Raw genomic sequence first — 23,629 nt, 5'->3', positions numbered from 1 at the left:
GATGACAAGCCGAACCTGCAGCGATAGCCTGCCGGCAAAACAAATACACGGGAGGAATGCCATGCCTGACGCAATGGTCGCCGCACGTGAATCCCAAGCGGCGAGCGGAACAGCCCAGCAGGTCGACGTCGCCGTGGTGGGCGCCGGATTTGCCGGGCTCTATCTCCTGCATCGCCTGCGCAAGGCCGGCTTCAAGGCGGTCGCCCTCGATGAGGCCGGCGACGTCGGCGGCACCTGGTACTGGAACCGCTATCCCGGCGCGCGCTGCGACATCCAGACCATCGATTACAGCTACACCTTCGATCCGGATCTCGAGACCGCCTGGACCTGGTCGGAGAAATACGCGACCCAGCCCGAGATCCTGCGCTATCTCGGCTTCGTCGCCGATCGCTATGACCTCAGGCGCGACATCCGCTTCAACACCAAGGTGACCGAAGCCAAATGGGACGAGGCGACCGAGCGCTGGCAGCTCACCACCGACAACGGCGCACCGGTCTTCTGCCGCCATTACATCATGGCGACCGGCTGCCTTTCGACGCCCAAGCCGCCGGAGATCGACGGCGTCAAGGACTTCAAAGGGGAGGTCTATTTCACCGGACGCTGGCCGCATGACGGCGTCAATCTCGCGGGAAAACGCGTCGCCGTGATCGGCACGGGCTCCTCGGCCATCCAGTCGATCCCGCTGATCGCCGAGCAGGCCGCGCATCTGACCGTGTTCCAGCGCACGCCGAATTTCGCGCTGCCTGCACACAATGGTCCGGCGCCAGCAGACCGCATGAGCCTGCTGCAAGGCGATCGCGCGGCCTATCGCGAGCAGGCGCGCCAGTCGATGGCCGGCGTCCCCTACCCGCAGCAGACCGTCGTGAGCTGGCAATTGAGCGATGCCGAGCGTCGCGAGCGGTTCGAACGCGCCTGGGCAGCCGGCGACCTCGTCCACATCCTGACGCAGCTCTGGGCCGACCAGGCCGTCGATGTCGACGGCAACAAGATCGTCCAGGACCTGATCCGCGAGAAGATCCGCGCCGCCGTCAACGACCCCGAAACCGCTGCGGCGCTGACGCCGCACGATCATCCGTTCGGCGCCAAGCGCCCCTGCCTCGACACCAATTACTACGCCACCTACAACCGGCCGAACGTCACGCTGGTCAATCTGCGCCAGGAGCCGATCAAGGCGATCACCGCGAGCGGCATCTCCACGAACGGCCGCAGCTTCGATCTCGACGTCATCGTGTTCGCGACCGGCTTCGACGCCATGACCGGCGCGATCCGTGCCGTGCATCCGATCACCGGGCGGGGCGGCCGGTCGCTCTCCGACGTCTGGGCGCAGGGACCGCAGACCTATCTCGGCCTCACGGTCGAGGGCTTCCCGAACTTCTTCATGATCACCGGCCCCGGCAGCCCGTCGGTGCTGTCGAACATGGCGGTATCGATCGAGCAGCATGTCGACTGGGTCGTCGATCGCCTTGCTGCGCTGCGCGATGCCGGTTTCAACACGATCGAGCCGACCGAAACGGCGCAGGCCGCATGGGGCCGGCACATGGCCGATTGCTCGATGCTGACGCTGCATCGGCTCGCCAACACCTGGTACACGGGCGCCAACGTGCCCGGCAAGGTCCAAGGCTTGATGCCCTATACGGGCGGCGTCGGCCCCTATCGCAGCATCTGCGACGAGGTGGTCAGCCGCGGCATGCTCGGCTTCAGGCTCACCGGCCCCAACGCCGCCGCGCAATGCAATGACGGCGAAGTGGTGCGCCTGCAGCCGGACGTGCGGCTGGTGCTGAACCTGCTCGTGTCGCTGAACTTGCCGCCGATCGAGTCGATGGGCGCGCTCGGCGCACGTGCCTTCGTCAACGAGTTCAACAAGGGCCGGCCTGCGGGGCGGCCGATCGGCGACATCGTCGACGGCACCCTGCCAGTTGCCGACGGCGCGCTGCCTTACCGCGTCTACAAGCCCGCAACAGCAGGACCGCATCCGATCGTGGTCTATTTCCACGGCGGCGGCTGGGTGCTCGGCGACGAACAGTCGGACGAGCCGCTCTGCCGCGATATGGTGCGGCGGACCGGCATGATCTTCGTCAGCGTCGGCTATCGCCATGCGCCGGAGCACCGCTTCCCCACCGCGGCCGAGGACGGCTATGCGGCGACGCGCTGGATCGCCGAGCACGCCGCCGAGCTCGGCGGCACGCCGGGCCCGGTACTGGTCGCAGGCTGGAGCGCCGGCGGCAACATCGCCGCCGTCACCTGCCAGCTCGCGCGCGACCGCGGCGGGCCTGACATCGCCGGCCAGCTCCTGGTCTGCCCGGTCGCCGACTGCACCTTCGATCGTCCGTCCTACAACGACAATGCGACCGGCTACTTCCTGACGCGCTCGCTGATGTACTGGTTCTGGGACCTCTATTGCTCGCCGGCGGACCGCACCGACCCGCGCGTCTCGCCGCTCCGGGGCAAGGTCGCCGGCCTGCCGCCAGCCTTCGTCGTCACCTGCGAGTTCGATCCGTTACGCGACGAGGGCGTCGCCTATGCCGAGGCGATGGCCGCCGCCGGCGTCCCGGTCGAGCAGCTCAGGGCGAGCGGCCATTTCCACTCGTCCTTCGCGATGGTGGACGTGGTGATCACCGGCGTGCCCGGCCGGGCGCAGATGGCCGGGGCCTTGCGGCGCTTCGCCGGGCTTCCTGAGGTCAGCCGCAGCGAGAGCAGCCTGGGCCAAGACAGCCCGGGGCACAAAATCGCGGCCGCCGCGAGCTGAAGCGGCACAACGCCGCCGGGAACCTTTTCCCGGCTGCCGCGTTGAGCGTTCGTGGCATTGAGATGCAGCGACAGGTGTGTAGACCCCGGCACGCGAACCCGTGTGCTGGGGTCGTTTTTTGTGTGAGGCAGGATGATGGGGGACGTGGCCGGAGATTCAAAAGTCGATTTCGGCGCGCTTGCGGTGCTGCATAAATGGCCATCGCTGGCAAACCAGCGAAGGCCGGACAGAGACTCCTATCAAGTGAGTGAAGGTACGCTCGACGAGTGCATCTCGGCCTTCATGCAGAAGCCGGCGGCAACCCGGCACCTCTACGAGATCCGCACCGTGGCGCAGCCACCGCTCGTCACCGAAATCCTCTCGCCCGAGCACGTCATCGAGCTATCGCGCTTAAGAGAATTTCTCTGACGGCCTTCACAAGCACGCGAGCAGGAACCTTCTTCCCGTTTTTCTCGTTGTCAGGGATCGGAAGCAAAGACGTGAGCGCCTCAAGATGTTTGACGCCGACGTATCATCACCGATCGTACCCTACGGCGCAGACGAGACCCTCTTCGTGGTGATCGATCGCCGCGACGAGGCGACCGAAATCCGCATCGAGCGCAGCGATCTCGAAGCCACCATCGGCGAGCTTGTCGCCGGATGCTTCAACGACCCGATCAAGGTGATTTCGTTCAATACGCTTGAGCATTGGATGAAGGACATCTCGACCGACGTCGCCGGCGAGATTCGTGCGCGCTGCGAGATCTACGGCATAGAGCTGCCCGATTATCTCAGCGACTTCGTCGAGAGCCACCGCTGAGCGGGCGTTGTCTCAATTGCGCAGATAGGGAAGCAAGGGCGGATGCGCTTAGCGCGTGGTTCGCCAGAGTTAGGCGCGCCGGTGCTTGCCGGCGATGACCTCGATCTCGCGGCGGCGCTCGCCGGCGAAGCTCAGCAGCTTTTCGATCGTCAGCGTATCTGTGATCCGTTTGGCCAGCCGCTCGGCGCGCGCGGCCTGATCTTCGAGATACTGGATCGTGTTCAAGCGCCGCCTCCCCCAAAGCCCCGAATTGCTGGACGACCATGGTGCGACAGAGCAGCTAACAGCCGGTTAAGCGCTGCGATGGGCTTGAGACTCATCGCACGACGTCGAGCCGGACATTGGTGATGCCCTTGTCGACCATGCCGAGCGCCTCGGCCGCGGAAGGCGAGATATCGACCACGCGCCCGCGAACATAGGGCCCGCGATCATTGATCCTGACGGTCACAAAGCGCCCGGACGAGGTATCGGTGACGCGCAGCTTGGTGCCGAACGGCAGGGTGGGATGGGCCGCGGTCAATTCGTTCTTGTCGAACTTCTCGCCGCTCGCGGTCTCCGTGTCCGAGTAGAAGCTGGCAACGCCGCGCGAAGCTGTCTGTTTTGCGTCACCGCTAGAGGCGCGCGACCTGCTGATCGGCCGTGGATGCAGCGCCGCCACCCGGTGCGGGCGCTCCACCGCGGCCTGCCGGCCGGTGCCGGCGAGATCGGCCTTCTGGCGGCCGACCGGCGATTGCGCACAAGCGGCGAGCGAGGCGGCGCCGGCAATGGTAAGCAGCAGCCGGGCCGGCCGGCGGCACGAGATTGCGAGGGAAATCCGGGCAGTTTCGGCACGTGTGATGCGAGACATGGTACGCCCCTCCGAACGGCCGGATTTTCGGTGGGGAATGAGGGCAGAACCTTGTCGGAACAAAAGCGGGCCTGGGGCCGCGGCCGTTTCACGCCAGCTGTGACGATTCCACCACAGTGCCTGTCCTGAATCGGGACAGGCTCGCGGTTCAGCCCGATACGACGCGCCAGCCGATTGGGCGCGCCTCCAGCTGAACCTCGCCATGCTCGGCGTCGCCTTGCAGGAGTCGCATCAGCTCACGCCGATAGAGCCGCCGCCAGCCAGTTTTCAGGCCGGCGATAAAGTCGAGTTCCAATTGCGTCAGCGTGCACATCGCGCTTCAGGCCACAAGGCCTCCCATCGGCTTGACGTCGGCACTGCCGGGGAAGACCGTCTCGGCGAGAACCTTCTCCTCGAGGCGCAGGTGATCCCTCAGCAGGCCCTTCAGCACGGCGCGCAGATCCGTTGTCGGCTTGAGGTCGCGATCCTCGAACAGCTGCGCCGGCTTCAGCCCCGGCCAGTCCGCGATCACGCGGCCACCGGCGAGCGCGCCGCCGATCAGGAAGGCGACCGTGCCGGTGCCGTGGTCCGTCCCCTGCGTGCCGTTGATCTGGGCTGTGCGCCCGAACTCGGTGACGACGGCGACGACCGTCTCTCGCCACGCCTCACCCATGTTGCTCTCAATCGCCGCGAACGCGCCGTCGAGTGCGCCGAGCAGATTGTAGAGCTGACCCGAGGCCGCGCCTTCGGCAATATGCGTGTCCCAGCCGACGAAGCCCATGGCGCCGACACGCGGGCCGTCGGGCTTGGCGAGATAGCGCGCGGCGGTGCCGGCGGCTTCGGCGAAGTAGGCGCGCACCCGCGCGATGCCCGGAGGCGCCAGCGTCGGATCATCCGACATCGGATCGCCCGCGCCAGGCGCGCCGCCGAGTGAAGCGAGCTTCATCCGCGCCTGGAGCACGGTCGCGAGCTTCGGATCGGTGTGCTGATAGAGATCGAGCAGGCGGTTCTGCGTATCCTCGCTCGCCGGCAGCAGCTTCTGTGGCACCCATGTCATGACGGGCGCTGAGCCGCGCACGACGAGCGGGGTGACGGAGCCAATGCCGAGCGCGCGGCTGCCGCGCGGATCGACGCGGCCGCCTGACTCCAGTGCGAGCAGCGCGCGGTTGAGCCATCCCGAGCTGGTCATGCCGGGCTTGACGAGCCCGCTCTCCAGCACGTCCTGGCCGTCGAAATGCGAACGCTCGCGATAGGGCGTCGCAGCGGCATGGACGATCGCGGCCTTGCCGCTTCGATAGAGCCGGTGCAGGTTCGGCATCGCCGGATTGAGCGCGAAGAACGAATCGAGCGGCAGCGCCGGCGGCTTGCCGTCCAGCACCAGTGCGCGATCGCCGCGCAAGGAGGTCCAATCGGGATCGCCGACCGGCGCGACGGCACCGAGGCCATCAAGCGCGCCGCGCAGGACGATGACGAGCAGGCGCGGATCGCGTCCTTCGGCGCGCGCAATCAGCGGCATCTGGCTCCATGCGAACAGCGCACCGGAGCCGACCAGAAGCTCGCGCCGCGTGGGCAAATGATCGACAAAGCCCATGCTCACCTCCTCTGAAAGTCCGCCGACATGAACAAGAGCGCCAGCGCCTGCTGCCGGCTCTCGGCGCGCCCAACCGCCTGCTTCACCTCGGGCGCGATCTGCGATGCGAAGACGTCCTCGATGATGGCTTGCGGATCGGCCATGCCGGTGATGCGCTCGGCGAAATTGTTGGCGACGTCGAGCCGCCGGCCGACGCCGTCGATCCAGCTTGCCTCGTCGTCCGGATAGCCTTTTGGCGCCGGCGGACGCCACAACGCCTCGCCGATCAGCTCCTGGCCACCGGTGAAGCGCACCGGATCGACGACCGTGATGCCGGTCGCGCGCACCATGCCGATCACCCATTCGCCGGGACGTTTCAGTTTTGACGGCGGCCCGCGCCACGCCTCGTCCGACGACACCATCGCGATCGCGACCTGCTTGAGGTCGCCCTCGGAGTCGCGGAAGGTTTTCGCCATCAGCTCGACGAGTGCCGGCGGCGGCTCGTCGGCGACGAAATGCCGTGCGAACTTGGTCGCGACATGGGTTGCGGTTGCCGGATGCGCAGCGAGATCGCGCAGCACGGCGCGGCCCTGCTCGGCGTCGTCCTGCTCATAGCGCTTGCCGAGCACGGTCTGGCCGCCGGGCTCGTGCAGGCGTGGATTGAAGGTGAACTCGCCGCCATGCTGGGGGTCGGCGCCCGGCGGCACCAGCGTCCAGCCGGTCAGCACGTTGGCGAAGCTGATGACGTCCTCTTGCGTATAGCCGGTGCGCACGCCGAGCGTATGCAGCTCCATGATCTCGCGCGCAAAATTCTCATTGAGGCCACGGCTGCGGTTGATGCCGGCCGTCGAGTTGGCGCCCATCGATTCCAGATTGTCGAGATAGAACAACATTGCCGGATGACCTTCGACGGCCTGAAGCAGGTCGACGAAACGGCCGAGCGCGTGCGCGCGAACGGCTTCGCGTTCATAGGCCCCGGACATGCTCTGGATCCGGTTGGCCGAGACGCAGAAGTGGTTGGACCAGAACCACACCAGCCGCTCGGCAAAGCCGATGTCGGCGGCAAGCGCAGCTTCCGTGCGCAGCTTGGCTTCCTGCAAATAGATCGGACGGCCCGGATCGGGAATGGCGTCGGCCGCCTGCTTCGCCGCCATCTCGGCGGCGTCTTTCTCCTGGCGCTGTCCCTGTGCTTGATCTTCGGACATGACAGGCGTCGCAGCCATCTGCTGCTTCTTGGCCTGCTGCTGCGCCTGCTTGGCACGCGCGGTTCGCCGCGCATTGGCATCGGCGACGGTGCGATAGGCCTTTGCGCTTGTGGGAAGGCTGGCCGCCGCGCTCAGCACCAGCGGCCGCTCGAGCTCGGCGATCAGCGCACCGCGCGGGTCGGTGCCGACGGCGGCGATCGATCCCGGCCGCGGCCCCATCCCGAAGCGATGGAGCGCCAGAACGACCTCTGCCTTTACAGAATTGCTCATGGCGGACGCCCAATTCTTTCGAGCCTGCGCTATAGCGCATGGCGCGAGGCTACGGCTTGTAATGCTACAAATCGTAGCATTCACGGCAGAGGGCCGCAAGCCGAGATTGAACGCTCGCCGTCATTTGATCGGGAGCTGCCGGTCTGCCAGACCGGCAGCTCCTGTCGTCTCTAGAAATTCGGCCCCAACGCGATCTTGGTGATCGTGCCGTTCCTGACGCCGATGCGCCATTCCGCCGACCCATTGGCGAACTGGGCGACATAGATGTCGCTGTCGAGCGCTGTGACGCCGCGGAAGGAGACCGCACGCAGCGCGCCGAGCCGCGCCAGGATCGCCTGATCGAACGGAAGCTGTTGACGCGTGATGTCGGCCACCTCCGACGTCATGCGGTCGTAGTCTGGCTGCCCCTTGCCGACGCCCTCGATGTAGCGGCGCAGCATCTCCTCGCCATTGGCAATCGGAACGGCGCGGCGCGCAGCGCGCCCCGGACGCGCACCGAGGCTCATCGCTTCGACATTGTGGAAGCGCGTCTGCCGGCCCGGCACCAGGATCTCGAGGCATCGTCCGGACTTGTCGGCAATCACCCAGGGATTGTTCACAGTGGTCGTGGAAGCCCAGGACATATTGGGCCTGACCACGCTCTGCGTCCTGCGATTGCCGTCGGCGTCGAGATTGGAGATCTGGATATCCTCGCCCATCTCGTTATAGACCATGATCCTGATCGGCGAGGTGCCGGCGCGTCCGCGCACGCTCGCCTCTTCCGCGCAGGAGACGATACCGCCGAGCTCGTCATTGCCGTCGGCCCGGAACAGCACGTCGCCGACCCTGCCGTCGGGCTCGAGCAGCAGGCGGAATTCCGCCGAGCCGTTCTCGAATTTCGCGCCATAGATGTCGTAGCCGCCGGGGCCGACGCCGCGGAAGAAGATCGACTCGAGGGCGCCGAGCGCCACGAACGTCGCCTGCGTCTCATTGAGCTGACGGTGGATCTTCGCAGCCAGCGGCGCGCTCATGCGATCATAGTTCGGCGTGCCGCGGCGTAAGTCCTCGATCCCGCGCAGGATCATCTCCTTGCCGCCTGCAACGGGGACCTGCTCGCGGAAACGGTCCGGCACCTCCGCAACACGGCGCGCGAAGTCGGCCTCGATCGCTTGCGCCACGGCCGCATCGATCCGCGGCGCGAGACGGGCACCAAACACCGCATTCTGGACCAGCACGCGCGAGACCCTGGCTTGTTCGTCGCGTAGGAAGATCAGCAGGTTGTCGCCATGGATCGAGAAGACATCGGCGCCTTCCGCGAGAAGTGCCGCCCGGCCCTGCACGGTTTCCTGCACCTGAAGCCGATCGCCGTCGCGGCGCACGGTGAGAACGCGGTTCGGTGCAACCCTGTACCAGCCGACATATTGATCGAGCGGCGCGGGTCCAGTTGCCGCCGCCGGCATCTCCGCGACGCGAAGCGCGCGCACGTCGCGACCGTTCATGCGCAGCATCAGTTCTGAGGAACGACGCTCCGCGTCGATCGGGAACGTGATCTCGCCGGATGAAGCCGGGTACGACGCCGTGCCATCACCGCCGATCGTCAGACGCAATCTGCGCTGCCCGGTGAGCTGGCCGTAGAGCTCGTCGCCCTCGCGGAAGATGGCGAAGACCGAGGCTGGGCCCATGGCGTAGAAATTGACGAAGGGGCGGTAATGCTGGGCCGGGACATCGCCGAGATCGGCGCTGACCGGCGCGACGTCCGGCGTGCGATAGGCGATCATGCCGGCGGACACGATCACGGCGGGGACGATCGCGGCCGCGATCCACAATCGCTTGCGCCAGCCGACAGCCACCGGCATCGCGGCGGCCGCGATGATGCGCTCGACGCGGGCGCGCACCGTCGAGGCCCGCGCCATCGCGAGCTCGACCGAGCGCGGTCTTACGGTGCTGGCAAAATCGAGCAGGATCTCCGCATAGGATAGCCGGTCGTCGATCACCTCGATCGCCCGGGCGTCGCTGATGATCTCGGCGAGCTCGGCGAGACGCGCAAGCTGCCACCATGAGAACGGGCTGAACCAGAACACCGCGCGATTGAGCGAGGCCAGCAACAGGACGTAGAAATCGCGATTGGCGACATGCGCGCCTTCATGCGCGAGCACGGCGAGGCGCTTCTTCGCATCCCAGCCGGCGAATTGCGGCGGCACCAGAATGGTCGAGCCGAAGGTGACGGGACCGCCGACGTCACGGCTGATGCGGACGTCGGCAGCGATCAGCTCCGTACCCTTCATCGGCGCCGCCGCCCGTGCCATGCGCCAGGTCAGGCAGAGGCCGATCATCAGCCGCAACAGCAGGCAAGCGGTGACGCCGGCATAGATGATGGTGGCCACCAGCCACCAATTGATCGAGAGCCCGCTTCCGGCCGGCGGAACGATCGCCGCGCCTGATGCGACCGGCAGCGACGGCTGCGGCAGCTCCAGCATCGAAAGGTCAGCCGGCAGAAAATCGTCCGGCGCCGGCATCGGCACAGGCGGCCGGGTGATCGTGAGCGTCGGCCAATGCATCACGAAGGGCATCGCCAGCGACGCCAGCAGCACGACGACCCACGCCGTCATGTGGACGTGCGGATTGCGCACGCGAAACAGGTTGAGACCGAACCAGACGACGCCTCCCAGCACGAAGGAGCGCAGCGCCGCCTCAGCCAGAGTTGCGATCATTCTTTCTTCACTCCCCTCGCCTTCTTCGCCTTGGCCACCTGGTCGGCCAGCGTGCGCAGCTGCTGCTGGTCGAGCATCTTGTTGTCCACCATGCCGACGAGAACTTCTTCAATTGAACCGTTGCAGAACCAGTCGACGATGCGCTGCACCGCCTTGGCCGCCACACGCGCGCGTGGTTCGGCGGCGTGGTAGACGTAGGTGCGGCCGTCCACGGTGTGGTTGGCATAGCCCTTTTCTTCCAGCCGGCGCAGCACCGTGCGAACCGTGGATTCCTTCAGACGCCGCGACAGACGCTCACGCACGATTTCGGCCGTGACGGGACCATGGGCCCAAACCAATTGCATGACCTCGCGCTCGAGGTCGCCCAGTTCGGGCAAACGATCGTCCATGGCACCTACCTTGCGGATAGAGTTTTCTTGTAACGCTACAGATCGTCGCATATGCGGCCGCGCCGCGCAACGGCGATTCCACCTGAAATGGTATCGCTGGACCGTCATGCCCGGGCTTGTCCCGGGCATCCACGTTCTTCGTTCTGCGGGGCAACACGTGGATGGCCGGGACAAGCCCGGCCATGACGATGTTGAGACGTCAGCGCAACAACCGCGCCGCTCTAGGCGCGCAGCGACCTCAGTAATGCGGCTCGTACATCTGCGACTGGACCAGGGCCCTCACATCGTTGGGCGCCGGTCCGTCGGCGAGGCCGCGCTGAAAGGCGACGTCTGCGACGGCGGCGGCGATGCGGACCGAGACCTCGCGGATGCGTGGCAGCGCCGGATAGAGGCTACCCTGCGCGAGGTCCTCCTTGCCGACGCAATCGGCGAGCGTGTGGGCCGCCGCCATGAACATCTCGTCGGTCACCAGCCGCGAGCCGCTGGCAATGACGCCGAGGCCGACGCCGGGGAAGATGTAGGAATTGTTGCCCTGGCGCGGCACGAAGGTGCGGCCGCTGAGCGTCACCGGATCATACGGACTGCCGCAGGCGAACAGCGCGCGGCCCTCGGTGTAGCGGTAGGCATCCTCCGCCGAGCACTCGGCCTTCGAGGTCGGATTGGAGAGCGCGAATACGATCGGCTGCTCGTTGAGCTCGGCCATCGCCTTGAGCACCTCGGGCGTGAAGGCGCCGCCGACCGCGGCAACGCCGATGATCGCCGTCGGTTTCAGCGTCTTGATCGCGGTGAGGAAATCGGCGATCGGCGCCTGGTCGGCATGGGCATAGCGCAGCTTGTGGCCGGACAGGCCATCGCGGCCGCCGACGACGAGGCCGCGGGAATCCACCAGCCAGTTGCGCCGCAGCGCTTCGGCCTCCGCCAGCCCCTCCGCCATCATGGCGGAGACCACGAGATCGGCGATGCCGGTCGCCGCCTCGCCCGCGCCGAGGAACAGGATGCGCTGATCCCTGAGCTTGCCGCCGGAGACGCGCAGAGCCGAGAACAGGCCGGCGAGCGCCACCGCCGCGGTGCCCTGGATGTCGTCGTTGAAGACGCAGGCCTCATCCCGATATTTGTGCAGCAGCTTGAACGCCGAATGGTTGGCGAAATCCTCGAATTGGATCAGGACGCCCGGAAAGGTCTTGCGCGCGGCCTGCATGAATTCGTCGACGAAGCTGTCATAGGCCTCGCCGGTCAGCCGTCGCTCGCGCAGGCCGAGATAATAGGGGTCGTTCAAGAGCTCTTCGTTGTTGGTGCCAACGTCGAGCACGATCGGCAGGCACAGTTCGGGATGCACGCCGGCGCAGGCCGAATAGAGCGAGAGCTTGCCGACCGGAATCCCCATGCCGTTGGCGCCGAGATCGCCAAGGCCGAGGATGCGTTCGCCGTCGGTGACGACGATCAGCCTGGCCGGATACGGCCAGTTCTTCAGGATCTCGGCGATCTGGCCGCGATCGCGCGAGGAGATGAACATGCCGCGCGGCCGCTGGAAGATCAGGCCGTATTTCTGGCAGGCGAGCCCGACAGTCGGGGTGTAGATGATCGGCTGGATCTCGTCGATATTGTCGACGACGACACGGAAGAACAGGGCTTCGTTGCGGTCATGCAGCGCATTCAGCGCGACGTATTTTTCCAGATCCGTCGGCAGCGTGCGCAGATTGGTCAGCACGCGCTGAGCTTGCGTCTCCATCGTCAGCACGCATGGCGGCAGCAGGCCGCGCAGGCCCAGCGCCTCGCGCTCGGATTCCGTGAAGGCGGTGCCCTTATTGAGCAGAGGATCGCGCAGCAGCGTCATGCCTTGCGATTGATCGGATGATGTCGCTTGGGCAGCGACACGGGCAGGTCTATTCACGAATTCCCCCAAGGAGTTTCTTATTGAACCGCGGTCATTGTCGGCCAGCGCTCCCCGGAGATCAAGGACGTTGGGACTGAGGCATCGATTGTGATCTCGCACCGCAGCGAGATTGTCGCAAAAACAGCAGAAGTTAACGCTTCAAATCTACTCAACCTTGATGTCCGCGGCCTTCACGACCGGCCACCATTTCTCGGTCTCGGCCTTCTGGAAGGCCGCGAGCGCTGCGGGCGTCTGCTGCGCCAGTGGCGGAATCTCCTGCCCCAGTTCGGCAAAGCGCTGCTTGACGGAGGGGTCGGCAAGCACGGTGACGATGGCCGCATTGAGCTTGGTGACGATTTCCTTCGGCGTGGCCTTCGGTGCCCAGATGCCGTGCCAGTAGGAAATATAGAGCCCGGGCAGGCCCGCCTCGTCGACAGTCGGGATGTCAGGGGCTGAGGCGAGCCTTGTCGGTGAGGTCACAGCGAACGCCTTGATCGCACCGCTCTTGACATGCGCCAGCGAATTCGACGCCTGGTCGAACATGATGTCGATCTGCCCGGCGACGAGATCGATCATGGCAGGCCCGGCGCCACGATAGGGCACGAACTGGAAGTCGGTGCCGGTCTTGCCCTTGAAGAAGACGCCGGCGACATGGGCGCCCGTGCCCGCACCGGCGGTCCCCGCGGCGGCCTTGCCGGGATTGGCCTTCAGCCACGCGATCAGCTCCTTGAGATTGTTCGCCTCGAGCGACTTCCTGCCGACAATGAGTTGCGTTCCCATCGCGATCATCGCGACCGGCTCGAAGTCGCCAACCACGTCGTAGGGCAGCTTGAGGATCTCGCCGTTCAGCACATGCGTGCCCCAATGGCCGATGGTGATCGTGGTGCCGTCGGGTGCCGCGCGGGCAACGCGGGTACCGGCAATGCTGCCGGAGGCGCCGGCAACGTTCTCGATCACGATCGTCGTGTGCAGTTCAGCGGCGATGCGCTCCGACAGGATCCGCGCCAGCGTATCGGTCGGACCGCCCGCCGCGAATGGCACTACGAGGGTGATGGGACGCGACGGAAACGGCTGGGCGCTACCTGGCGCGGGCCAGGCCGCACATCCAATCAACGCGCATACGATGATCGCGCCGCCGCGCAATCCGGCCCACAGCCCCCGCATCGGTCTCCCCCACCCTTTTGTCGCCCGCATATTGTCAGCGGGCTGATGCCGGAGTGAACGCTGTCGGGCGCGCGGAGGCAAGTCGGAAGATGATCGAGCCGCTATCCGGCCGCCCGCCTTGGCGTCGGATTCGCGGCGCCGTCGGCTGGTGGCGCGATCTGCATCAAGATGGTCTGGGTGGCGGAGGCGACCTCGATGCCGCTCTGCTGGAAGCGCAGCTTCATGCGGCGGTTGAATTCGCGCTGGACCGGCCAGCGGCCGGCCTCGGTGCAGCGGATCTGGCCGACGATCGACACCATTGCGCCATCGACCTTGTCGATGCCCCAGAGCTCGAGGTCACCGCGGATCAATGCACGGAATTCCGGCTCGCGGCGCATCTCCTCCACGATGTCCTTGAGGATCTGCCCGGCGCGATCGGTGTCTTCCTTGTAGGCGACGTTGACGCTGACGGAGGCGTTGCCGGCGCCGCGGCTGGCATTGGTGATGGTCGTGACCGCGCTGAACGGCACGATGTGCACGGCGCCATCGCCGGCGCGCAGGCGGATGGTGCGGATCGAGACGTTCTCCACCACGCCTGACAACCCTGAGACGCTGACATTGTCGCCGACCTGCACCGTGTTCTCCAGGAGCAGGAACAGACCCGTGATGAGGTCCTGCACCAGCTTCTGCGAACCGAAGCCGATGGCAATGCCGACGATGCCGGCGCCCGCGAGCAGCGGGGCGACATTGACGCCGATCTCGCTCAGCGCGGTGAGGCCGACGACGGTGGCGATCAGGCAGAGCAGCGCCGTCCGCAGCATCGGTTGGAAGGTGCGTAAGCGAGCGGCGCGGGCATAATGGCCGTCCCGGGACAGCGCATTGATCTGGCGGTCCAGCAGCGCGTTGCTGGCTTCCCAGATCGCGGCCGCGATGAACACGGCGAGCCCGATCGTCACCAAGGCCGAGATCAGCCGGCTGCCGATCTGGCCGCCATAGAACCAGACGATCGCGTCCACGCCCCAGACTTCTAGCACCGCCACGAAGCCGATGAAGGCGATCACGCCAGATACGATCTTGCGCAGCAGCGGCAGATAGCGGTTGGCGCGGATCTCGAGACCGGGAAAGCGCTGGAGGATCTCCGGCTTGATACGGAAGCCGCGGTCGATCAGGCTCAGCGTCAGCATGATGGCGACGCGGGTGATCAGTGCCACCACGACCGTCCCGACGAAATACTGCAAGAGCAGCGAATAGCCGTTGCGGATGTTGAGCGCCCACACGGCCCACAGCGCGAGATCGAGCGCGATGGCAAGATAGTGCCAGCCGCCGGCGATGCGGTTGCGCAGACGGGCCGCGATGCCCTGCCGATCGGCCGGCGCGCGGATGGCTTCGGCGACCTGGCGGCGGCATTGCAAGATGATGACGACGATGAAGAGGTGCACGATCAGCATCACCATGCGCAGCAGCGCAGCGTAACCGGCACGATGCAGGCCGAGCAGCAGCGCCACATTGGCAAAGGCGATGCCGGATACACCGACGCCGACGATGCGGCGCGCCCAGATCTCGATATAGGCTGCGGTCTCGGCCCGAACCGGAAACAGGCCGAACGGTCCCGCCAGCGCCCGGATCACGCAGATTAGTCCGCGGGAGAACGCATAGGCGTTGATGACAGCGAGGATCACGAGGCGAACTGTCGTGGGCTCGCCGATCTCGGTCCCGAGCAGCGCCGTGGCGATGCCCACCAAGACGACCACCGGCAGCAGTTCGAGCACGAGGCGTCCCAGCACGAAGGGCAGCCGCAGCAGAACCTGCCAGACCCGCGCCAGACTGTGGTGGCGCTTGTTCAGTTCGGGTGCAGGGGTGACATCGGCCACCGATGACGGCGGATCGGCAATCGGCAGCGCCTGTGCCGGCAGGCGCGCGGTCTGCGGCACGCGTTCTTCCAGGAACGCGACTGGACGCCGGATCAGGCGGAACATCACCCATTCAGCCGCAAGGGCGCAACCGAGCACCAGCGCCAGCTTCCAGGCGATCTCGATCAGAAGATTGTAGGCGGCGGGATCGTTCGCGGTCCGCATGATCCAGTAATAGAACGCCGGAAAATGCGTGAGCGTCCGCGCCATGCTGGCGATCTCGCTCGAGATCGCACCGATCTCCTCCGACACCGTGAGCAGGAGCTGTGCACCGAGACCGTCGGCCGAGAGCGGGATCGGCGATTTATGCTCGGGCGCGGCGGGTGCAGGCTGCTGCTGACCGGACGCATTCGCGATCGCGCGCAGCGTATCGATCATCTGCGCACGCTTCCTGTCGTCCTGAAGCGTCTCCAGCGCACGCTTGGCCTCGTCAGGCGACAGCGCGGCCGCACTGCTCGCGGCCGGCGTCTCGGCGCGGGCGCCGCAGAGAGATGAGATCGCGAGGAAGAGAGCGGCGAGGAGCGCCGGGGCAAGCTTATGCGACACGCGGATTCCCTGAAAAAAATGAATGCGCTGGCGGTGCCGGGACCGTCACCACCGAAGCACATGCGTCATGTCGGATGACCGTTATTCGCCTCGGACCTGTGTCGGAAGTTGGCCTTTGAGGCGACATTCTCTTGGCATTTGGCCATGCAGGATTGGAGACGGCATAGGCTCAGCTCAGCGCAGCGAGACGGCTTGAGAACGCTGAGCGCGCTCCCGCCGTTCCGCAGAGCAGTTGCTTTTAAGGGCGGTTTCCCTGTGGCCATCCTTCGAGACGCCCGCTTTATGCGGGCTCCTCAGGATGTGGACTGAATGCGCGGCAACAGTTTCAACGAGCACCGCTGCCGCTTAGCCTTATCCTGAGGAGCTTGCGGAGCAAGCGTCTCGAAGGACGAGGCGCGCGCGCAGGCCGCCTAAAGTGCCACGAGCGATAGCCCAGCGTCATTCCGGGCGTCGGCCCGGAATGACGGCAAGGAGGGAGGAGGGACAAGGCAGAACTTTAATGCGTTCGTCGTGGCGGCCTCGGCATGGCCAGCCAATGATCGACGTGATGCAAATTACAGCGCCGGGAAGGTAGGGGCTTTGCCTCACTGATGCAGCCCGCTAAACCTTGACCCGGCGTGCCGTTCGCGGTTTTCGCCGCTATGCGATAGTCCGAACGAGCTCCATCGCACTTAGCGGCTGGATTTGCGGAGGTGGTGTCATAGACCTCCCCTTGCTCATGAGGTGGACGTTGCGCGTCGCTTGTTTGCGACCTTTGCAATGCTCCTCCCGAGACACAAAACTGTCAAGCAGGATCGATGACCTGAAGGATCACATTTGAACGCGCGAGTTCCCTGGACGGGGCATGATCACATTATGCGCCTGTTTTGCCCGACGTGTCAAACCAATTTCGTAAAATCCGCATAAGCACGACGTGGCCGGCAAGCCATTGATTCCGCTATCCCCGGCTACTGTGCATGGGGTTGTTTTCGCAATTATTATCCATGGCCGGCTCGCGCCGCCTAGAGAAACATGTCTGTCAGGTCGACCGTCGAGGACTTTCCGACCCGGTCGAAGTTTCGCGCCAGCCAGCTTCGCGCCGCCTCGCGGCCCTCGTCGCGCAGGCGGCACAACAGGCTCCATTCGGGATGGAATTGCGTGGCCGTACCGAGCTGCGACATCAGCTGGTCGTTGCCGATCCAGTGCATGTACATGCGGCTATGCCTGTCGCTGTCGAGTTCGCCGTCGTCGATCAACCGTGTGGCGAAGGCGATCGCGCGCATCTCGCGCATCAAGGACGAATTGAAGCTGATCTCGTTGATGCGGTGGAGCACATCGGCCGCACTGGTCGGCAGCTCGTCGCGCCGGATCGCCGTGACCTGCACGATGATGACGTCGTGACTGCCCTTGCGGTAGATCAGCGGAAAGATCGCGGGATTGCCGAGATAGCCGCCATCCCAATAATGCTCGCCGTCGATCTCGACGGCCTGAAAATAGGGCGGCAGGCACGCCGAGGCGAGCACGGTTTCCGCGCTGAGAAACGGACTCTGGAACACCTTGATCTTGCCGGTGCGGACGTTGGTGGCGTTGAGAAACAGCTGCGGCGCCTTGGGCGAGGAATTGAGCCGGTCGAAATCGATCACGCGCTGCAGCAGCGCGCGGAGCGGATTGAAGTTGAAGGGATTGAGCAGGTTCGGCGGCAGCGTGTGCGTCAGCGTGTGAATGAAGGCATGGACCGGATGATATTCCGGCGGCAGCTTCAGGGCCTGGATCCACTGGTTCAGCGGCGAGAGCAAATCGTACGCCAAGTCCATGCGCGACACTTCGTACCAGAATGCGTGCAGGCTCTGCCGCGCCGCCTCCGCGCCTCCGTTCGCCATGCCGGAGGCCATCGCCACCGCATTCATCGCGCCGGCGCTGGTGGCGCTGATCGCCTCGATCGCGAGCCTGCCATCCTCGAGCACCTGATCGAGCACGCCCCAGACGAAGGCGCCGTGCGCGCCGCCGCCCTGCAGCGCGAAGTTGACGTTCTTGCGGTTCGCGGTCCCGTTGGCTGTCACTTTGCCCGCTTCCTGCCTCCCGTCCCCTCTTTCTCCAGCGCCTTGCGCACTTGCTCGAATTCCTGCAGCGAGGCCCTGTCGGCACGCGGAAAGCGCAGGTCCAGCTTTTCGAGCGCAGCATTGATCACGGAGCCGATCACGACGCGCGCGAACCATTTGTGGTCGGCGGGCACGACGTACCACGGCGCATGAGGTGTCGACGTGTGGCGGACGATGTCCTGATAGACCGCCTGGTAGCGCGGCCACAGCGCGCGCTCCTTGATGTCATCCATCGAGAACTTCCACTGCTTGGCCGGCTCTTCCAGCCGGTCGAGGAAGCGCAGGCGCTGCTCCTCCCTGGAGACGTTGAGGAAGAACTTCAGCACCACGGTGCCGTTGCGGCCGAGATAGCGCTCGAAGGCGGAGATGTCCTCGAACCGCTCCTTCCAGATGTTCTTCGTGACGAGCTTTGCCGGCAGCTTCTCCTTGGCGAGGATCTCCGGATGCACCCGCGTCACCAGGCATTCCTCGTAATGGGAGCGGTTGAAGATGCCGATATGGCCGCGCTCCGGCAGAGCGACGACGTGGCGCCAGAGGAAGTCGTGGTCGAGCTCCTTGCTGTTCGGCGCCTTGAAGGCACGGACCTCGCAGCCCTGCGGATTGATGCCCTCGAAGATCGCTTTGATCGCACTGTCCTTGCCGCCGGCGTCCATGGCCTGGAGTACGATCAGGAGCGACCAGCGGTCCTGCGCGTAGAGCTTCTCCTGAAACGCGATCAGCCGCTTCTTGTTGGCATCGAGGATCTCCTGCGCCGTCTCCTTGTCGAGATCGCCCTTCTCGTCGGTCTTGTGGTCCTTGAGGTGAAACTTGCCGGATCCGTCGTAACGGAACGGCGTGATGTAACGGTCGAGCTGGTCAGCGATCGACTTGGACGGCTTCTTGCTCATGAGTTCGAGGACACCTTGCGTTGCGGCTTCAATCTGTCGAGCACGCTACCAAGAATGCCCTTGGGAAGAAATATGATGAAAAGCACGAGCAGCACGCCATAGACGAGATTGTCCCAGCCGACCGCCTTGGTGCCGAAGCCGATGCGCAAGCTCTCCGCGAGCAGGATGGTGATGATGGCGCCGACGGTCGGGCCGAGCGAGACGAACAGGCCGCCGACGATGGCCGCGAACACCATCTGCAGCGACACCGCGATGCCGCTGACGGTGTCGGGCGTGATGAACATCTGGTACTGGCAGTAGATCGCGCCGGCGAGCGCCGTCATCAGCGCGCTGAGCAGCGTGATCTTCAGCTTCTCGGCGGTGACGTCGACACCGGCCGCGGCCGCGGCGTCCTCGTCCTCCGAGATCGCCTCCAGCGCATGGCGAGCCATGCTGCGGTCGACCCAGTGCCAGACCACGATGCCGAAAAGCCAAATCGCAAGTGCGATCAGATACCAGGTGGTCTTGTCGTCGAATTGCAGCGCCAGCAGCTTGTTGCCGGACGCACGGTTCGGCGTGTAGCCGAGCGAGCCGCCGGTATAGTCGCGCGTCGCGGTGATGACTTGGAGCACGATGCCTGACAGCGCCAGCGTCACGAGCACGAAATAATGCCCGGTGATGCGGAAACGAAAGCAGGGATAGCCGACGATCAGCGCCAGCGCCCCGGCCGCGATCATGCTGACGGGAATGCCGATCCATGGCGAGAGGCCGAGGTGATTCCACAAGAGCGCGGTGACGTAGGCGCCGATCCCCATGAAGCCGCCGTGCCCGAGCGAGACCAGGCCGAACCGCCCCATCATCGACCAGGACGTGTAGGCGAACGACCAGATCAGGATCAGTACCAGGATGTGCAGATGATAAGGATCGCGATAGACGAAGGGCAGCGCGACCAGCGCCGCCAGCCCTATCCCCCAAGCTGCAATCCGCCCCTGCCCCATCATCGGCGCCTCGCCAGGAGGCCCGCGGGCCGGATGAACATCATGACGATGAAGAAGGCGAAGGCGAGCACATAGCCCCATTCCAGGTCGGAGAACAGGCCGCCGAGCGAGATGATCTCGGCGAACAGGAACGAGGCGATGAAGCCGCCGATGAAGTTGCCTAAGCCGCCGAGCACGCAGATCAGGAAGGTGATCGGCCCGAAGGAGAGGCCGACGAAGGGATGCACGTCATATTGCAGCACCAGGAGGCAGGCCGCGAGCCCGGCCAGCGCACCGCCGAGTGCGGACGTGATGAGATAGATCCGCTTGGCGTCGACGCCCATCAGCGCCATGATCTGCCGGTCCTGCGAGATGGCGCGGATCGCGGTGCCGGTGAAGGTTCGCGTCATGAACAGATAGACCGCGACCATGCCGACCAGTGCCGCCACGAACGACAGCAGCCGTGCGTAGCTGAAATTCATGTCGCCGAAGGCGAGCACCGGCAGGCGGATGCCGAGGTTGCGGAAGTCGATGCCGAAGGCGACGGTGGCAAAGCTCTGCAGCACGAACAGCACACCGCCGGTCGCGAGCAACTGATTGATCGGCGGTGCCGTGAGCAGCGGCGCGATCACGAGGTAGTGCAGCGCCGCCCCGAGGAGCGCGACCAGCAGGACGGTCAAGGGAGCGGCGATGAAATAGCTGACCCCGTAGTACTGCACCATGAAATACATGGCGTACATGCCGATCATCACGAGCTCGGCATAGCAGATCCAGGTCACGTCGATGACGCCGAAGATCAGGTTGAGGCCGAGCGCGAGCAACGCCAGCACGCCGCCGAGCAGGATGCCGTTGATCACGGCCTCCAGCAGATAAATATCGAAGACGTCCAGAAATGCCTGCATGCCCCCTCACACCCCGAGATACGCTTCCTTGACCGTGTCGCTCGCCAGCATCTCGGCCGAGGTGCCGGAGGCGCGGATCGTGCCCGCCTCGATCAGATAGGCTCGGTCGACCACTTTCAGCACCTGCTGCACGTTCTGCTCGACGATCAGCACGGTCAGGCCGCTGGCGCGGATCCGCTTCACCAGCTCGAACACCTGCTGCACCACGACCGGCGCGAGGCCTGCCGACGGCTCGTCGAGCAGCAGGAGTTTCGGATTGGACATCATCGCGCGGCCGATCGCGCACATCTGCTGCTCGCCGCCGGACATGGTGCCGGCCATCTGGTGGCGTCGCTCCTTCAGGCGCGGAAACAGGTCGAACACGACGTCGAGCCGCTCGGCATAGTGGGCGCGCGCCTCCTTGATGAAGGCGCCCATCTTGAGATTGTCGTCGACCGAAAGCTGCGGAAACAACCGGCGGTTCTCCGGCACATGCGCAATGCCGAGGCTGACGATCTTGTGCGCCGGCGTCGCCACGACGTCGATGCTTTCCATTTTGATCGAGCCGCGCGACGGCCGGATCAGGCCGGAGATGATGCGCATCAAGGTGGTCTTGCCGGCGCCGTTGGGCCCGATGACGCCGACGGCCTCGCCGGCCTTGACGTCGAGATTGACATCGAACAGCGCCTGGAACGTGCCATAGCCGGCATTGACGCCGCGGAGCTCCAGCATCGGCTAACCTCCCGCGCGGCGGCGCGCCTCGGCGGCCGCGGCCTGCGTGGTCTCGGCATCGGTGCCGAGATAGACCTCGATCACCCGTGGGTCTCCGGCAACCGCGCTGGGCAGTCCCTCCGATATCTTCTCGCCGTGATCGAGCACCATGACGCGATCGACGACGCGCATCAGCACGCCCATGATGTGCTCGACCCAGATGATGGTGATACCGAGCTCGTCGCGGATGTTGCGCAGCATGTCGGCGGCCTGATCCATCTCGGCCTCGTCGAGGCCGCCGAGGCTTTCGTCCGCCAGCAACAGCTTCGGCGCGGTGGCGAGCGCCTTCGCAAGCTCGAGCTTCTTCAAGCCGGCTGCGCCAAGGCCATCGACACTGGCATGGCGATCGGTCGGCAGGCCGACCATCGCCAGCGACCGCTCGGCCGCTTCCTCGGCCTTGACGCGACTGTGGCGGCCCTGGCCGTAGAAGCCGGCGAGCGCGACATTCTCGAAGATGGTGAGGCGACGGAAGGGCCGCGGAATCTGGAAGGTGCGGCCGATGCCGCGGTTGATGATCCGGTGCGGCGCAAGACCTGCGATCTCATGCCCGGCGAACAGGATCGATCCGGAGCTCGGCACCAGCGTGCCGGAGAGCATGTTGAAGATCGTGCTCTTGCCCGAACCGTTGGGGCCGATCAGGCCGAGGATCTCGCCCTGGTCGACCCTGAACGAGACGTTGTTGACGGCCGTGAAGCCGCCAAACCGCTTCACCAGCCCGCTGACTTCCAACACCGAAGCACTCCGCCGCTACTGGTTGCTGTAGGTGGTGCCTTTCGGCAGCGGCAGCACCGCCTCGCGCTGCGCCTGGCTCTTGGGCCATACCACAGAGGACTTGTCGTCGATGTACTGGATCACGACGGGAAAGGAGCGTTCGTTCTGCCCGGCCATCGGCGTGCCCTCACCGTAGAACTTCACGCCGAAGCCGAGCATGGTGCCGCCCTCGGGAATGTCGGTGTCGAGCGCCGCCTTGCGCAGCGCGTCGGGATCGACACCGCCATACTTCTTGATCGCGCGCGGCAGCACGTCGCTCATGAATAAATACGTGTTGGACGCGCCGATGCCGACATGGGCCGAGCGGATCGCGACTCCCGGCTTGATCCTGTCGAACTCCTCGCCGACCGTCTTGATGACGGGCGGCAGCTTCGGATCCATGGTCTTCTGGTTGGCGAGCCAGATCGAGATCGGATCGGCGTTGAAGATGTAGGCGGCGTCTGCGCCCATGCCTTCCTTCAGCTTCTCGTAGACGCCGTAGCCGGCGCCATGTCCCATCAGCGCGCCGAACTTCAATCCCTGCTCGCGGGCCTGGCGCAGCAGCAGCGTGATGTCGGGGTTGTAGCCGGTGTGGAAGATGACATCGGGCTTGGCGCGCTTCAGCTTGGTCACCAGCGCGGAGAGATCAGGCGCGGTCGCCGAGTAACCTTCCTTCAGCACGACATTGAAGCCGGCCTTCTTCGCACCGGCCTCATTGCCCTTGGAGACGTCGACGCCATAGGCGCCGTCCTCGTGGATGATGGCGACGCGCAGGTCCTTCGGCTCCTTGCCGAACTTCTCCTTGGCGTTCTGCGCGATGAAATCCATCGTCATCATGCCGAACTGGTCGCCGCTCGCTTGCGGGCGGAACACATATTTGTAGCCCTTCTCGTTGAACACGGCCGACGAGATGCAAGTCGTGATCCACATGAATTTCTTGAGCTGCTCGACACGGGCCGCGACCGGCACGCATTGCGCCGAGGAGAAGAAGCCGAGCACCATGTCGACCTTCTCCTGCTCGAGCAGGCGGACGGATTCGTTGATGGCGATGTCAGGCTTGCTTTGCGCGTCGGCGTAGACGGCCTCGATCTTGTAACCCTCGACACCGGTCTTGGCGAAATGATCGAGGATGATCTTTGCGCCGACATAGTTCAGCTCGGACCCGCCGCCCGCGAGAGGTCCGGTCAAATCAAAGACGACGCCGATCTTGATCTTTTTCTCTTTGGCTTGATCTTGGGCCTGGGCGGACACCGCCAAGCCCGTCGCTGATATCGCGACCAACAGCCCACGTACCAAACGGGCAGCCATGCGCAGGCGCATCAAAACCTCCCTGGACGAT

General features: G+C 65.2%; 19 protein-coding genes and 1 pseudogene. 3 read left to right on the top strand and 17 right to left on the bottom strand.

The genetic code is table 11. The features are described from left to right. Window positions 1-61: 61 nt before the first annotated feature. The 3 genes from ACR9YP_RS15040 to ACR9YP_RS15030 all read left to right on the top strand — a co-directional run bounded on the left by ACR9YP_RS15040 (window position 62) and on the right by ACR9YP_RS15030 (window position 3,545). Window positions 62-2,746, top strand: a complete 2,685-nt coding sequence (locus ACR9YP_RS15040) for a flavin-containing monooxygenase (protein WP_474220284.1) — start codon at window positions 62-64, stop codon at window positions 2,744-2,746. Window positions 2,747-2,881: 135 nt separating this feature from the next. Continuing rightward, window positions 2,882-3,154 carry a hypothetical protein gene (locus ACR9YP_RS15035; RefSeq protein WP_128937565.1) on the top strand — a complete coding sequence of 91 codons (273 nt, stop codon included), beginning with the start codon at window positions 2,882-2,884 and terminating at the stop codon, window positions 3,152-3,154. A gap of 85 nt (window positions 3,155-3,239) precedes the next feature. Further along, complete coding sequence (locus ACR9YP_RS15030; protein ID WP_091878914.1) at window positions 3,240-3,545, top strand: hypothetical protein; 306 nt, start codon at window positions 3,240-3,242, stop codon at window positions 3,543-3,545. A 69-nt stretch (window positions 3,546-3,614) separates the two neighbouring features. On the opposite strand, the gene ACR9YP_RS15025 is transcribed toward ACR9YP_RS15030, so the two are convergent. The 17 genes and pseudogenes from ACR9YP_RS15025 to ACR9YP_RS14945 all read right to left on the bottom strand — a co-directional run bounded on the left by ACR9YP_RS15025 (window position 3,615) and on the right by ACR9YP_RS14945 (window position 23,610). Beyond that, complete coding sequence (locus tag ACR9YP_RS15025; protein ID WP_474220283.1) at window positions 3,615-3,770, bottom strand: hypothetical protein; 156 nt, start codon at window positions 3,768-3,770, stop codon at window positions 3,615-3,617. A gap of 91 nt (window positions 3,771-3,861) precedes the next feature. After that, complete coding sequence (locus ACR9YP_RS15020; protein ID WP_474220282.1) at window positions 3,862-4,392, bottom strand: septal ring lytic transglycosylase RlpA family protein; 531 nt, start codon at window positions 4,390-4,392, stop codon at window positions 3,862-3,864. A 148-nt stretch (window positions 4,393-4,540) separates the two neighbouring features. Next, a complete protein-coding gene (locus ACR9YP_RS15015) occupies window positions 4,541-4,705 on the bottom strand; it encodes a hypothetical protein (RefSeq protein WP_474220280.1) in 165 nt (54 codons plus the stop codon). 6 nt (window positions 4,706-4,711) lie between these two features. Then, complete coding sequence (locus ACR9YP_RS15010; RefSeq protein ID WP_474220279.1) at window positions 4,712-5,962, bottom strand: DUF1501 domain-containing protein; 1,251 nt, start codon at window positions 5,960-5,962, stop codon at window positions 4,712-4,714. Window positions 5,963-5,964: 2 nt separating this feature from the next. Continuing rightward, window positions 5,965-7,416 (bottom strand): DUF1800 domain-containing protein, encoded by a 1,452-nt coding sequence (locus ACR9YP_RS15005; RefSeq protein ID WP_474220277.1) that lies wholly within the window; start codon window positions 7,414-7,416, stop codon window positions 5,965-5,967. Window positions 7,417-7,586: 170 nt separating this feature from the next. Further along, entirely contained in the window at window positions 7,587-10,106 is a 2,520-nt protein-coding gene (locus ACR9YP_RS15000; RefSeq protein WP_474220276.1) for a M56 family metallopeptidase, read from the bottom strand. Continuing rightward, window positions 10,103-10,495, bottom strand: a complete 393-nt coding sequence (locus ACR9YP_RS14995; RefSeq protein WP_091878929.1) for a BlaI/MecI/CopY family transcriptional regulator — start codon at window positions 10,493-10,495, stop codon at window positions 10,103-10,105. The genes ACR9YP_RS15000 and ACR9YP_RS14995 overlap by 4 nt, the downstream gene beginning before the upstream one ends. Before the next feature lie 238 nt (window positions 10,496-10,733). After that, window positions 10,734-12,386 carry an NAD-dependent malic enzyme gene (locus ACR9YP_RS14990; protein WP_474220275.1) on the bottom strand — a complete coding sequence of 551 codons (1,653 nt, stop codon included), beginning with the start codon at window positions 12,384-12,386 and terminating at the stop codon, window positions 10,734-10,736. Window positions 12,387-12,533: 147 nt separating this feature from the next. Next, on the bottom strand, window positions 12,534-13,532 hold the full coding sequence (locus tag ACR9YP_RS14985; RefSeq protein WP_474220274.1) for a Bug family tripartite tricarboxylate transporter substrate binding protein: 999 nt from the start codon (window positions 13,530-13,532) through the stop codon (window positions 12,534-12,536). Between the two features lie 101 nt (window positions 13,533-13,633). Beyond that, entirely contained in the window at window positions 13,634-15,967 is a 2,334-nt protein-coding gene (locus ACR9YP_RS14980) for a mechanosensitive ion channel domain-containing protein (RefSeq protein WP_474220273.1), read from the bottom strand. A gap of 1,001 nt (window positions 15,968-16,968) precedes the next feature. Continuing rightward, window positions 16,969-18,006, bottom strand: coding sequence for a patatin-like phospholipase family protein (locus tag ACR9YP_RS14975; RefSeq protein ID WP_474220272.1), 1,038 nt, complete (start codon window positions 18,004-18,006; stop codon window positions 16,969-16,971). Beyond that, window positions 18,003-18,932, bottom strand: a complete 930-nt coding sequence (locus tag ACR9YP_RS14970) for a polyphosphate kinase 2 family protein (RefSeq protein ID WP_474220270.1) — start codon at window positions 18,930-18,932, stop codon at window positions 18,003-18,005. The genes ACR9YP_RS14975 and ACR9YP_RS14970 overlap by 4 nt, the downstream gene beginning before the upstream one ends. Next, window positions 18,901-19,912: pseudogene (locus tag ACR9YP_RS14965) on the bottom strand (branched-chain amino acid ABC transporter permease). The gene ACR9YP_RS14970 and the pseudogene ACR9YP_RS14965 overlap by 32 nt, the downstream one beginning before the upstream one ends. Beyond that, window positions 19,909-20,790: a branched-chain amino acid ABC transporter permease gene (locus ACR9YP_RS14960; RefSeq protein WP_370987522.1), complete on the bottom strand. Its 882-nt coding sequence runs from the start codon at window positions 20,788-20,790 to the stop codon at window positions 19,909-19,911. Before ACR9YP_RS14960 ends, ACR9YP_RS14965 begins: the two are co-directional and overlap by 4 nt. A 6-nt stretch (window positions 20,791-20,796) precedes the next feature. Further along, entirely contained in the window at window positions 20,797-21,501 is a 705-nt protein-coding gene (locus ACR9YP_RS14955; RefSeq protein WP_438106109.1) for an ABC transporter ATP-binding protein, read from the bottom strand. Window positions 21,502-21,504: 3 nt separating this feature from the next. Further along, window positions 21,505-22,272, bottom strand: a complete 768-nt coding sequence (locus tag ACR9YP_RS14950; protein WP_128935945.1) for an ABC transporter ATP-binding protein — start codon at window positions 22,270-22,272, stop codon at window positions 21,505-21,507. Between the two features lie 15 nt (window positions 22,273-22,287). Continuing rightward, complete coding sequence (locus ACR9YP_RS14945) at window positions 22,288-23,610, bottom strand: ABC transporter substrate-binding protein (protein WP_474220267.1); 1,323 nt, start codon at window positions 23,608-23,610, stop codon at window positions 22,288-22,290. Window positions 23,611-23,629: the final 19 nt, after the last annotated feature.

Source organism: Bradyrhizobium sp. BR14999, assembly GCF_056106085.1.
Note: the sequence above shows the minus strand (reverse complement) of the source record. Positions and strands in the feature narration are given on the sequence as shown.